The 12,765-nt window shown below is 71.3% G+C and carries 9 protein-coding genes and 1 tRNA gene; 5 read left to right on the forward strand and 5 right to left on the reverse strand.

The window, feature by feature from the left end:
- Positions 1-483 precede the first annotated feature (483 nt).
- Positions 484-1,851: an NAD(P)/FAD-dependent oxidoreductase gene (locus ACFVGO_RS26950; RefSeq protein WP_359909991.1), complete on the forward strand. Its 1,368-nt coding sequence runs from the start codon at positions 484-486 to the stop codon at positions 1,849-1,851.
- 178 nt (positions 1,852-2,029) lie between these two features.
- On the opposite strand, the gene ACFVGO_RS26955 is transcribed toward ACFVGO_RS26950, so the two are convergent.
- Together ACFVGO_RS26955 and ACFVGO_RS26960 are read right to left on the reverse strand one after the other, a co-directional pair.
- Positions 2,030-4,588: an ABC transporter permease gene (locus tag ACFVGO_RS26955; RefSeq protein WP_380634523.1), complete on the reverse strand. Its 2,559-nt coding sequence runs from the start codon at positions 4,586-4,588 to the stop codon at positions 2,030-2,032.
- Between the two features lie 57 nt (positions 4,589-4,645).
- A complete protein-coding gene (locus tag ACFVGO_RS26960) occupies positions 4,646-5,455 on the reverse strand; it encodes an ABC transporter ATP-binding protein (protein WP_380634525.1) in 810 nt (269 codons plus the stop codon).
- Positions 5,456-5,709: 254 nt separating this feature from the next.
- Here ACFVGO_RS26960 and ACFVGO_RS26965 point away from each other — a divergent pair.
- The 3 genes from ACFVGO_RS26965 to ACFVGO_RS26975 all read left to right on the forward strand — a co-directional run bounded on the left by ACFVGO_RS26965 (position 5,710) and on the right by ACFVGO_RS26975 (position 7,287).
- Positions 5,710-5,791: transfer RNA gene (locus tag ACFVGO_RS26965), tRNA-Leu, on the forward strand.
- A gap of 138 nt (positions 5,792-5,929) precedes the next feature.
- Positions 5,930-6,817: a Bax inhibitor-1/YccA family protein gene (locus ACFVGO_RS26970; protein ID WP_359914059.1), complete on the forward strand. Its 888-nt coding sequence runs from the start codon at positions 5,930-5,932 to the stop codon at positions 6,815-6,817.
- Between the two features lie 86 nt (positions 6,818-6,903).
- A complete protein-coding gene (locus ACFVGO_RS26975) occupies positions 6,904-7,287 on the forward strand; it encodes a hypothetical protein (protein WP_380355674.1) in 384 nt (127 codons plus the stop codon).
- A gap of 108 nt (positions 7,288-7,395) precedes the next feature.
- On the opposite strand, the gene ACFVGO_RS26980 is transcribed toward ACFVGO_RS26975, so the two are convergent.
- The 3 genes from ACFVGO_RS26980 to ACFVGO_RS26990 all read right to left on the reverse strand — a co-directional run bounded on the left by ACFVGO_RS26980 (position 7,396) and on the right by ACFVGO_RS26990 (position 10,991).
- Positions 7,396-8,334 carry a hypothetical protein gene (locus tag ACFVGO_RS26980; RefSeq protein ID WP_359914053.1) on the reverse strand — a complete coding sequence of 313 codons (939 nt, stop codon included), beginning with the start codon at positions 8,332-8,334 and terminating at the stop codon, positions 7,396-7,398.
- 290 nt (positions 8,335-8,624) lie between these two features.
- The gene (locus tag ACFVGO_RS26985; RefSeq protein ID WP_359914050.1) at positions 8,625-9,845 is read right to left on the reverse strand and encodes an acetyl-CoA C-acetyltransferase; all 1,221 of its coding nucleotides are present in this window, start codon (positions 9,843-9,845) and stop codon (positions 8,625-8,627) included.
- A 63-nt stretch (positions 9,846-9,908) separates the two neighbouring features.
- Positions 9,909-10,991: an SGNH/GDSL hydrolase family protein gene (locus ACFVGO_RS26990; RefSeq protein WP_359914047.1), complete on the reverse strand. Its 1,083-nt coding sequence runs from the start codon at positions 10,989-10,991 to the stop codon at positions 9,909-9,911.
- A 216-nt stretch (positions 10,992-11,207) separates the two neighbouring features.
- Here ACFVGO_RS26990 and ACFVGO_RS26995 point away from each other — a divergent pair, with 216 nt between their 5' ends.
- Entirely contained in the window at positions 11,208-12,608 is a 1,401-nt protein-coding gene (locus tag ACFVGO_RS26995) for a cystathionine beta-synthase (protein ID WP_359914044.1), read from the forward strand.
- The last annotated feature ends 157 nt before the right edge of the window (positions 12,609-12,765 follow it).

Genomic DNA, 12,765 nt, shown 5'->3' on the forward strand with positions numbered 1-12,765 from the left:
GTCCCTCCCAATCCCGCCACCCTCTCTTCCCCTCCCTTGGTCTCTCCCCCTTACCCCCGGGTGCCCCCCCCCCCCCCCTCCCCCCACCCCCCTTTATGGTTCCTGGCCCCGGGGCGCGCCCGAGCGCGGGTGGAAAAGTTCGTGAATTTCTTCACATGGCGATCCGGCCATTCGCCGCACCCACTCGCCCGCTACGTCCGAAATGTGGGACCGAAGGCCTGCTGGCCGGGTAGCCCATGGGATCGCAGGTCAGGGCTCGCTTGAGGTTTGAAATTCGAAATCATGCGCGGGAACCCGGGCGCTGTGCGGATCGTTGCTGCTCAGGCCGGTCGTGCTCCGGCGCGCGCTCGCGCGGGGCCGTCCAGGGGTGGGGGCCGCCGTGCCGGGCCCGGTTTTGCGGCCGCGCAGTGTAGCACGGGGGGTCCTTCATCTTGTGACCGGGCTCACGAAGGCTGCTCCGGACGGTGCTGGATACTTTCGGATATGAGCACCACGGAGCGTCCTCGCATCCTCATTGTCGGCGGTGGTTACGTCGGCCTGTATGCCGCGATGCGCATCCTCAAGAAGATGCGTTACGGCGAAGCGACCGTCACGGTCGTGGACCCGCGGTCGTACATGACGTACCTGCCCTTCCTCCCCGAGGCGGCCGGCGGCAACGTCGCGCCCCGCAACCTCGTCGCGCCGCTGCGCAGCGCCCTCAAGCAGGCGGAGGTGCTGACCGGGTCCGTCACCGGCATCGACCACGCCCGCAAGGTCGCCACCATCCAGCCCGCGGCCGGCGACAGCTACGAGCTGCCCTTCGAGTACCTGGTCGTCGCGACCGGCTCGGTCTCCCGCACCTTCCCGATCCCGGGTCTGGCGGAGAACGGCATCGGCATGAAGACGGTCGAGGAGGCCATCGGCCTCCGCAACCACGTCATGGCCCAGCTCGACAAGGCCGAGTCCACCACGGACGAGGAGATCCGCCGCAAGGCGCTGACCTTCGTGGTGATCGGTGGCGGCTTCGCCGGCATCGAGACCGTCGCCGAGGTCGAGGACATGGCCCGCGACGCGGCCAAGCTGTACAAGACCGTCAGCCGCGAGGACATGCGCTTCGTGGTGGTCGAGGCGGCCAACCGCATCCTCCCCGAGATGGGCCCGGACCTCGGTCTGTGGACCAAGGAGAAGCTCGAGGAGCGCAACATCGAGGTCTACATCGAGACCTCCATGGACTCCTGCGTCGACGGCCACGTCATGCTGAAGAACGGCATGGAGATGGACGCCTCCACCATCGTGTGGACGGCCGGCGTGAAGCCGAACCCGGTGCTGTCCGAGTTCGGCCTGCCGCTGGGCCCGCGCGGCCACGTCGACACCGCGCCGACCCTCCAGGTCCAGGGCTTCGACTACGTCTGGGCCGCCGGCGACAACGCCCAGGTGCCGGACCTCGCCGCCGGCGAGGGCGCCTGGTGCCCGCCGAACGCGCAGCACGCCTGCCGCCAGGCCGTCGTCCTCGGCGACAACGTGATCTCCGGCATGCGCGGCTTCCCGCAGAAGGAGTACAAGCACAAGAACCTCGGTGCGGTCGCCGGCCTCGGCCTGCACAAGGGCGTGGCGATCCTCTTCGGCAAGTACAAGCTGAAGGGCCGTCCGGCCTGGTGGTTCCACCGCCTGTACCACGGCGCGATGGTGCCGACCTTCAACCGCAAGGTCCGCGTCTTCACCGACTGGACGCTCGCGATGTTCCTCAAGCGCGAGATGGTCGGCCTCGCCCAGATGGAGCGGCCGCAGCTTCCGATCCAGGAGGTCACTCCGCCCACCAAGCCCGTCGAGGCCGCCAAGCCGGCCGCCGACAAGGCACTCGCCAGCAAGTAAGCGACTGAGACCCCGGTGTGGGAGCACCGGGGTATGAGTCGGAGGCCCTCCGCCCGGCAGCGTTGCCGGACCACGACCTCCGTGGTGCTCAGCCGGCCGTGCGACCGGGCGGAGTACAGAAGTAGAAGGTCCCCTGCCGAAACCCTCCGGCAGGGGACCTCTCTCGTTGCGGGACCGGTCAGTCGGTCTTGATGCTCGACAGGATGTCCAGCTTGGACGCCCGGCGGGCCGGCCAGATCGCGGCCACCAGGCCGACCACCCCGGCCAGCGCCAGGAACATCGCCAGCTGGCCGTACGGCAGGACCGTGGTCAGGCCGGAGAGGCTGGCCTTCAGGGTGCCGTTGATCGCCCAGGCGATGAAGCAGCCGAGCAGCAGGCCGATGCCGGCGCCGAACAGCGAGATCACCACGGACTCCAGACGGACCATCCGCTTGATGCCGCTGCGGTCCAGGCCGATCGCCCGCAGCATCCCGATCTCGCGCTTGCGCTCGAAGACCGACATCGCCAGCGTGTTGACCACGCCCAGGATCGCGATCAGGACCGCCATCCCCAGCAGGCCGTACATCAGGTTCAGCGCGAAGGTGATGGTCTGGCTGAACTCGTCCCGGACGTCCTGCTTGGACTTCACCTCGATCACCGGGTTGGCGCCGGTGGCGTCCTTGAGCGCCTGCTTGAGGCCGTCGGTGGCGCCGTCCTTGCCCTTGACCAGGACGTCGGAGACGTACGGCTTCGGCTCGTGCTTGGCGATCTCGCTGTTGGCCAGCATGACCGGGCCGAGCATGCCGCCGGCCTTGTACACGCCGCCGACGGTGAGCTTGCCGGCGGACTCGTCCGGGTAGGCCACGGTCAGCACCGAGCCGGTGGTGACGTTCAGCTTCTTGGCGGCGTCCTCGTCGAGCAGCAGCTGGCCCTGGCCGAAGCCGGCGGTGGATCCGCTGGTCAGCTCGACGTCGGCGAGCTGGTCGAGGACGGCCGCGTCCAGGCCGTTGACCGTCCTGCTGGTGCCGTTCAGGTCCCAGTACGCGGTCGTCATCGCCGAGGAGGCGGCCACCCCGGGGGCCTTGGCGATCTGGGCGGGCACCTGCTCGGACAGGCTCATGCCGTTGGCGGCACCGACGATGAAGTCGGCCTTCATCGAGCTGGTGACGGCCCGGTCGATGGTGTCGTTGACCGAGGCGCCGATCACGGTGAGCCCGGTGACCAGGGTCAGACCGATGGTCAGCGCGGCGGCGGTGGCCGCGGTGCGGCGCGGGTTGCGCACCGCGTTCTGCTGGGCGAGCTTGCCCGGGGTGCCGCCGAGACCGCGCAGCAGCGGGCCGACCAGCGCGACCACCGGACGGGAGAGCAGCGGCAGCAGGACGAACACGCCGATCAGGGCCAGGAAGGCGCCCAGGCCGACCGGCAGCCGGCCGCTGTCGTTGCCGGTGGAGGCGCCGTAGCCGATCAGGGCGAGGCCGCCGCCGGCGAGCACCGAGCCGATCGTGTTGCGGACCACCAGGCTCTTCTGGGAGACCGGCTGGTCGCCGCTGCTCATCGCGGCCACCGGGGCGATCCGGGAGGCGCGCATGGCGGGCAGCAGGGCCGACATGACCGTCACCAGGACGCCGACCACGACCGTCACCACGACGGTGAGCGGCTTGATCACCAGCGAGCCGTTCGGCATGTTCTCGTTCATCGCGCCGATCAGCGACTGCATCCCGGCGCCGATCCCGATGCCGGCGAGCAGGCCGGCCACGGCGGAGGCGGTGCCGATCAGCAGGGCCTCGATCAGCACGGACCGGGTGACCTGCTTGCGGCTGGCACCGATGGCCCGCATCAGGGCCAGCTCCTTGGTGCGCTGGGCGACCAGCATGGTGAAGGTGTTGGCGATGATGAAGATGCCGACGAAGAGCGAGATGAAGGCGAAGACCAGGAGCATCGTGCGCATGCTGCTGGTGCTCCTGGTGATCATCTCCTGCTCGTCGGCCTTGAGCTTGGCGCCGGTCTCGACGTCGAACTGGTGGCCGGAGGGCACCACGGGCTGGGCCTGGGCGAGCAGCGCGTCCTGGCTGGTGCCGGGCTTGGCGGTGAGCACGATGCCGCTGTAGCGGCCCGGCTCCAGCAGGGTCTGCTGGGCGGTGGCCCGGTCGAACAGGGTGAGCGAGCCGCCGGTGTTGACCACCGGGTCGTCGGTGGTGAAGACGCCGGTGAGCTTCGCCTCGACGACCGGGCCGTTGGCGGCGACCCGGACGGTGTCGCCGACCTTGTAGCCGCCCTTGTCGGCGGTCTTGCGGTCGAGCGCGACCTCCTTGGCGGTCTTCGGGCCCTGGCCCTCGACCATCGGGTAGCGCGGGTCCTTGCCGTCCTGGCCCGGCGCGAAGTTGGCGCCCTTGGCGGCCCAGACCTGGCCGATCAGGTTGCCCTTCTTGTCGGCGACGCCGGTGAAGCCGCTGACGACGCCTCGGGCGCCGGCGGTGCCCGGCAGGGCGGACAGCTGCTGGACGGTGGCGTCGGTGAGGGCGGCCGAGCCGCCCTCGCTCTTCTGCCGGGCGGAGGCGGCGGAGCCGGCCGCGCGGTCCACCACCTGGACCGAGACGTCCGAGTAGCTCTTGGAGTTGCTGTCCCGCATGGCCTTGCCGAAGGTGTCGGAGAAGACCATGGTTCCGGCCACGAAGGCGGTGCCGAGCATGACGGCCAGTGCCGTCATCAGCAGTCGGCCCTTGTGGGCCAGCACATTGCGCAGTGCGGTGCGATACATGGGGTGTCCTGGGAAGGGTCGGTGAGCGGGCTGCGGCCGCCGGGCCGGATCGGTTGACTAGCTGGTGCGGCCCTTGGCGTCGAAGCGGCGCATGCGGTCCAGGACGGTGTCGGCGGTGGGGTGGTGGAGTTCGTCGACGATGCGGCCGTCGGCGAGGAAGACGACGCGGTCGGCGTAGGAGGCGGCGACCGGGTCGTGGGTGACCATGACGACGGTCTGGCCGAGTTCGCGCACGGAGTTGCGCAGGAAGGAGAGGATCTCGGCGCCGGAGCGGGAGTCGAGGTTCCCGGTGGGCTCGTCGGCGAAGATGATGTCGGGCTTGCCGGCCAGGGCGCGGGCGCAGGCGACGCGCTGCTGCTGGCCGCCGGAGAGCTGGGAGGGGCGGTGGCTGAGGCGGCCGGAGAGGCCGACGGTGTCGACGACGCGGTCGAGCCAGGCCTTGTCGACCTTGCGGCCGGCGATGTCCATCGGGAGGGTGATGTTCTCCAGGGCGGTCAGGGTGGGGAGCAGGTTGAAGGCCTGGAAGATGAAGCCGATGTGGTCGCGGCGCAGCTGGGTGAGCTGCTTGTCCTTGAGGCCGACGAGCTCGGTGTCGCCGATGGTGGAGGAGCCGGAGGAGACGGTGTCCAGGCCGGCCATGCAGTGCATGAGGGTGGACTTGCCGGAGCCGGACGGGCCCATGATGGCGGTGAACTCGCCCTGGGGGAAGGTCACGGTGACGTTGTCGAGGGCGACGACGCGGGTCTCCCCCTCCCCGTAGACCTTGTTCAGGCCGGTGGCTCGGGCGGCCGCCAGGCCGGTGCGGACGGCGGTTGCGGTCGGCGTGGTCACGGGGGGCTCCTTGTGCTCGTGGACTTGTACCTCCATGCTCCGCGACGTGATCATGGTCTTGCGTCGCTCCGCCGGACGGTTGGCCCTACCACCGCTGGGCGTACGGGAGGGCTGGACCCTCCTCCTGCGGTATGACGTGAACCCTGAGGCGGCGGGATGGCCGGAACGGATATCCTTCGTGGCCGAATCCCGGACAGTTCGTCAGATGGCAAGGAAACATGACAACTTCCGGGGCAGGGAACATGCGAAAGAGTGAGCCGGGCGACTAGGCTCAGGGTGGTTTCGCAAGAGCCCGGATGGTGGAACGCAGACACGGGCAGCTTAAAACTGCTTGGCCGCGAGGCCGTGCCGGTTCGAGTCCGGCTCCGGGCACTGACAACCGCGGGGGCGCCGACGGCGTCCCCGCCGGTCGTTGTTCACCGGATCCTCCTCGCGGCGTATCCCGGAATTTTTGCCAAGCCATTACCCTTGTACACGGGCGGTGCAGTGCCGCCACGGAGGGAATGAGCAATGAGAAGCAGCAACCCGGTCTTCTCGCGGGAGGGGTCCTTCACCCGCGACTCCGGCTACGCGGGGTTCGGTACCACCGCGCAGGCCGGGAGCCCGTACGGCCAGAACGCGCACGGTCAGAACCCCTACGCGGGTACGCCCTACGCCCAGCAGCCGCAGGGCCAGGCCCCCATGACCGACGAGCAGCTCTACGAGCTGTACAACGGGCCGTCGGCCGGCCCGGCGGCCACCGGGCGGATGACGCTGGACGACGTGGTCGCCCGCACCGCCATGACGCTGCTGACGCTGGTCGTCGCCGGCGCGGTGGCCTGGTTCGCGCTGCCGTTCGAGAACTTCGGCTTCGCGATCGCCGCCAGCCTGGTGGCCATGGTCGTCGGCCTGGTGGTCTCCTTCAAGCGCAGCGTCAGCCCGCCGCTGATCCTCACCTACGCGGCCCTCCAGGGCTTCGCGATGGGCGCCGTCTCGCACGCCTTCAACACCTGGCTGAACGGCATCGTGATCCAGGCGGTCCTGGGTACGGCGGCGGTCTTCGCGGCGATGCTGTTCGCCTACAAGAGCGGAAAGATCCGGGTCACCGCCCGCTACCAGCGGATCGGCATCGCGATCGCGCTGGGCTTCGTGCTGCTGATGCTGGTCAACATGGTCGCGATGGCCTTCGGCGCCGACATGGGCCTGCGCTCCGGCCCGCTGGGCATCGTGGTCGGCCTGATCGGCATCGGCCTGGGCGCCTTCTTCCTGTCGCTGGACTTCGCGTCGATCGAGGAGGCCATCGCCCAGGGCGCCCCGCAGCGGGAGTCCTGGCGGGCCGCCTTCGGGCTGACCCTGTCGCTGGTCTGGATCTACATGGAGATGCTGCGGCTGATCGCGATCCTGCGCGGCGACGACTGACGGTCCCTTCCTTCGTGAACCACTGCCGCCGGGCCCCGGAGCGACTCGCTCCGGGGCCCGGCGGCTTTTCGCCTAGGCTCGCTGCCATGCATGACGTAGCGCCCCTGGACGTGGATCCCCTGGTCGAAGCCGCCGAATCCCTGGCGGATCGTTTCCGCTCGCTGCCGCAGAGCAAGCTGCTGGGCGCCGTGCCCGGGTACGGGTCGCGGGCGGCGGCCGCGCTGGAGCTGGCCCGGCGGCTGGTCGCGCTGACGGCGGCGGTGGAGGGCGGCCCGCGGCGGGAGTTCCCGGACGCCGGGGCCTTCGCGGCGGGGGACCAGCTGGCCGTCGCCGCCCACGACCTGGCGGCCGCGCTCGCGGCGCTGCCGGAGGGCGCGGAGGTGGCGCTGCCGGACGGGCCGGTGGCGGCGGCCGAGGTGCTGGCCGGGGCGGTGGCCGCGGTGCGGGAGACGGCGGTGCTCTGCGGCTGAGGCCCCGGGACGCGCACACGCCGAAGGCCGGCCGGGTCGGTAACCCCGTGACCCGGCCGGCCTTCGGTGCGCCGCGCGCTGGTGATCCCGCGATCCGGTGAGCCGGTGTCAGATGCTGGCGACCACCCGGTCGGCGAGCACGTAGACGGCCTCCTCGTCGGTGGAGAAGGTCAGCGAGTACGAGCCGGAGAAGCGCGAGCCGCCGAGCAGTCGGACGTGCTCACCGGCACGGACCGCGTCGATCAGCCGGTAGGCGGCCTCCCGGTCGCCCGGGGCCACGCAGAGGGTGGTGCCGTCGGCGAAGGCGTACACGTCCAGGGTGCCCAGCGGGCCGGGGCGGACGTCGATCAGGGCGACGGCCTCCTCGGCGAGGGTGGCCAGCCGGGTGTCGGTCCACTCCCGGGACGGCGCCTGGCTGGGTACGAAGTCGGGGTGCGAGGGGTGGCGGCGCGGGTCGGGCGCGGCGACCGGGGCCTCCTCGACGGCCTGATCGGCGTCCAGCAGCCCGGCCTCCAGGCCGGTGGCCAGCAGGTCGGCCTCGCGGCGGGCCCGGGCGTCCTTGGTCTCGCCGGCCGGGTGGCCGGGGCGCAGCGGGACGCCGCCCTCGGTGCCGGGCTCGGCCGGGGCGGTGCCGCCCTCGTTGATCAGGTCCTCCAGCGCGGAGCGCAGCGCCTCGCCGAACTCCGGGTCCATCGTCCCGGCGTTGTCGACGGCGTCCTGCGGGCCGGTGGGGCGGGGGAAGAACAGCGGCCACTCGTCGGTGCCGGAGAACGCACCGGAGAACGGGGAGTCGAACAGCGGGGCGTCCTCGGCCGCGCGGGCCTCCTGCTCGGCCCAGAACGCCCGGGCCTCGGTGATCTCCCGCTCGCGGTCGGCGGCGAGCGCCTCGGCGACGGCCCGGCGTATCGCGGCCTCGTCCACCGGGGCGGGCTCGGCCGGGGCCGCGGCCTGCGCGTCCAGTCGGCGGGAGAGTCCGCGGAGGTGGAGCAGCGCGGCGGTCGACACGGCGATCAGGATCAGCAGCAGGATGGTGTAGACGGCGCTCACGGAACGTACTCCTAGCGAGGAGCGGAACGGGGTTACGTGTCCACATTGCCGCATGCGGGGCTGTTACCGCAGTGGCGAATGTCCAATTCGTCCAGGACTTTCGCTCTTGTCCCCAAATTGTTAGGTAACACCGTTCTACGCAGTGGAGTTGATCCGCTCCGCAGTGTCGATTTCCGGGTCGAAAACGAACGAAAAGAGGGCCGGATCGACCTCGCGGTGTGATTCGGCCCTCAATTACGCTGCGTCACTCCAAATGGGTGGTCCAGACCCTTCGGAGGGTGTCCCGAGGGTCAGCTCAGGCGCTCGACGACCATCGCCATGCCCTGGCCGCCGCCGACGCACATGGTCTCCAGGCCGAACTGCTTGTCGTGCCACTGCAGGGAGTTGATCAGGGTGGTGGTGATCCGGGCGCCGGTCATGCCGAAGGGGTGGCCGATCGCGATCGCGCCGCCGTTGACGTTCAGCTTGTCCAGGTCGACGCCGAGGTCACGGTAGGAGGGGATCACCTGGGCCGCGAAGGCCTCGTTGATCTCGACCAGGTCGATGTCGTCGATGGTCAGGCCGGCCCGCTTGAGCGCCTGCCGGGAGGCCTCGACCGGGCCGTAGCCCATGATCTCGGGGGAGAGCGCGCTGACGCCGGTGGAGACCACCCGGGCGAGCGGGGTGATGCCGAGCTCGCGGGCCTTGGTGTCGGACATGATGACCAGCGCGGCCGCGCCGTCGTTCAGCGGGCAGCAGTTACCGGCCGTCACGGTGCCGTCCGGGCGGAACACCGGCTTCAGGCCGGACACGCCCTCCAGGGTGACGCCGGCGCGCGGGCCGTCGTCCTTGCTGACCACGGTGCCGTCCGGGAGCGTCACCGGGGTGATCTCGCGCTCCCAGAAGCCGGACGCGATGGCGGCCTCGGCGAGGTTCTGCGAGCGGACGCCGAACTCGTCCTGCTCGGCGCGGGTGATGCCCTTGAGCGCGGCCAGGTTCTCGGCGGTCTGGCCCATCGCGATGTAGGCGTCCGGCAGCAGGCCGTCCTCGCGCGGGTCGTGCCACGCGCCGCCGCCCTCCTCCGCGCGCTTCTTGGTGCGGGCCTGGGCCTCGTCGAAGACCGGGTTCATGGTGCCCGGCATGCCGTCCGAGGTGCCGTTCACGCTGCGGGAGACGGTCTCCACGCCGGCCGAGACGAACACGTCGCCCTCGCCCGCCCTGATCGCGTGCAGCGCCATCCGCGTGGTCTGCAGCGAGGAGGAGCAGTAGCGGGTGATGGTCGCGCCGGGCAGGTAGTCCATGCCCATCTGGACGGCCACGATGCGGGCCAGGTTGTGGCCCTGCTCGCCGCCGGGCAGGCCGCAGCCCAGCATCAGGTCGTCGATCTGGCGGGGGTCGAGCTGGGGCACCTTGGCCAGGGCGGCCTGGATGACGTGGGCGGTCAGGTCGTCCGGGCGGACGTCCTTGAGCGAGCCCTTGAAGGCCCGGCCGATCGGCGAACGGGCAGCGCTGACGATGACGGCTTCGGGCATGGCGGGCTCCTCGCTGGGTGACGGCGGACCTGGCGTCCGGGAGGAAAGTTACCGCCTGGTAGGTCAGTCGTCACCCGCACCAGCGTGTGAGCTGGCCGACGTATTCCCAGGGGCTCCGCCGGCGCGCGGACCGGCGTCCTTCCCGCTCTCCGGGCCGGTCGGGCCGATCCGCAGCCGGTGCCTCAGCTGGGCCCAGCGGCGGCCCGCGCCCTCCGCCGCCACGGCCGCCACCTCGGTGCCCTCCCGCCCGGCCGCCGCGGCGGCCGCGACCGCGACCGGCAGCACCGCGGCGCCCCGGACGGCCGTGGCCGGGCGGTCCTCCTGGGGCCAGAGCCCCAGCACGGCGCAGACCGAGGGCAGCACGGCCATCGCGGCGGTCGCGTAGCCCTGGGCGGACGGGTGGTAGCGGTCGGCGGCGAACATCTCGGGGCGCGAGGCGAACTCCGGGCCCAGCAGCGAACCCAGCGAGACCGTCCGGCCGCCCGCCTCCACCACCGCGATGGTCTGCGCGGCGGCCAGCTGCCGGCTCAGCCGGCGGGCCACCCAGCGCAGCGGCGGCCGCACCGGCTTGATCGTGCCGAGGTCCGGGCAGGTGCCCACGACCACCTCGCAGCCGTTGGCGCGCAGGGCGGCGACGGCCTCGCCGAGCTGGCGGACGGCCAGTTGGGCCGGGCTGTGCCGGGTCACGTCGTTGGCGCCGATCATGATCACGGCGACGTCCGGGCGGTGCGGCAGCGCCTGCTCCAGCTGGCCGGAGAGGTCGGCGGAGCGGCCGCCGGAGCGGGCCACGTTGACCAGCCGGACCGGGCGCTCGGCCACCGAGGCGAGGCCCGCGGCCAGCAGCGCGCCCGGCGTCTCGCCGGAGCGGGCCACGCCGAGGCCGGCGCCGGTGGAGTCGCCGAGGACGGCCAGCACCAGCGGGGCCTGCGGGGCGGCGGAGCGGTCGGCGAAGGCCTCGCCGTAGACGCCGTCGGCCCTGGGCGGGTGGGTCTCCAGGACGCCGATGGCCTGGATCGCGAGTTTGCTCTCGGTCAGCAGCAGGCCGACCAGGCCCACCCCGAGCAGGCCGAGCCCGCCGCCGCCGTACGCCGCCGCGGTGGCGATCCGGCGGGCCACCCGGGCCCGCGAGTGCTGCGCCCCTGGCATCCCGGTGCCCCCTTCCCGTGCTCCTGCCGGCCCCTCCGGGCCACGGCAATGCCTGCACAGCGCTCTTACCCGCGCGGGGGCCGGGAGTACCGGGGGCGTCGGTGGGGGTGGGCCATTGGGGGCGGTGGGATGGAGGGGAACCGCGGGGCGGGTGCCACGCCCTACGCTTTGCAGTACCGATAAGCAGTCGCACGCCCACACTCCGGGAGGATCCCCGTGCGGTACCACAACTCGATCATCGACCTGGTCGGCAACACGCCGCTGGTCAAGCTGAACAAGGTCACCGAGGGCATCAGCGCGACAGTGCTGGCGAAGGTCGAGTACTTCAACCCCGGCGGCTCGGTCAAGGACCGCATCGCGATGCGCATGATCGAGGCCGCCGAGGCCTCGGGCGCCCTCAAGCCGGGTGGCACCATCGTCGAGCCGACCTCCGGCAACACCGGTGTCGGCCTGGCGATCGTGGCCCAGCAGAAGGGCTACAAGTGCATCTTCGTCTGTCCGGACAAGGTGTCCACCGACAAGATCAACACCCTGCGCGCGTACGGCGCCGAGGTGGTCGTCTGTCCGACCGCCGTCGCCCCGGAGCACCCGGACTCGTACTACAACGTCTCCGACCGCCTGGTCCGGGAGACCCCGAACGCCTGGAAGCCGGACCAGTACTCCAACCCGGACAACCCGGCCTCGCACTACCACTCCACCGGCCCGGAGCTGTGGGAGCAGACCGAGGGGAAGATCACCCACTTCGTGGCGGGCGTCGGCACCGGCGGCACCATCTCCGGCACCGGCAACTACCTGAAGGAGGTCTCGGGCGGCAAGGTCCAGGTGATCGGCGCCGACCCGGAGGGCTCGGTCTACTCGGGCGGCACCGGCCGGCCGTACCTGGTCGAGGGCGTCGGTGAGGACTTCTGGCCGACCGCCTACGACCGCGGCGTCGCGGACGGGATCGTCGCCGTCTCCGACAAGGACTCGTTCCAGATGACCCGCCGCCTGGCCAAGGAGGAGGGCCTGCTGGTCGGCGGCTCCTGCGGCATGGCCGTGGTGGCCGCGCTGGAGGTGGCCCGCGGGCTCGGGCCGGACGACGTCGTGGTGGTGCTGCTGCCGGACGGCGGCCGCGGCTACCTGTCGAAGATCTTCAACGACGACTGGATGGCCGACTACGGCTTCCTGCCCTCGTCCACCGACGAGGCGCACATCGGCGAGGTGCTGGCCCGCAAGGAGTCCATCGCGCAGGGCGGCGTCCCGCAGTTCGTCCACATGCACCCCAACGAGACGGTCGCCGAGGCGGTCCGGGTGCTGCGCGAGTACGGCGTCTCGCAGATGCCGGTGGTCTCCCCGGGGGCCGGCCACCCGGACATCATGGCCGGCGAGGTGATCGGCTCGGTGGTGGAGAAGCTGCTGCTGGAGGGCATCTTCGCCAAGGACATCGAGCTCACCGACACGCTGGACAAGGTGATGTCCAAGCCGCTGCCGGTGGTCGGCTCGGGCGAGACCGTCACCAACCTGATGACCGTGCTGGAGAAGGCCGACGCGGCCGTCGTGCTGGTCGAGGGCAAGCCGCAGGGCATCGTCACCCGCCAGGACCTGCTGGGCTTCCTGACCGGTCGCAGCCAGCACTGACCCGGCGTCACCGGCGCCCCGTCACCGGCGCTCCGTCACCGCCCTGTCGTCGCGCTCCCGTTGCCGCGGACGGGCGCGGAGGATTCGTCCACGGCGGAAGTGGTACACCGGCGTCACCTGTCCGCAGCACGTGGTTAACACGGCTCGGGCATCGTGG

This window comes from Kitasatospora sp. NPDC057738, from assembly GCF_042798815.1.
GTDB lineage: Bacteria > Actinomycetota > Actinomycetes > Streptomycetales > Streptomycetaceae > Kitasatospora > Kitasatospora lactacystinica.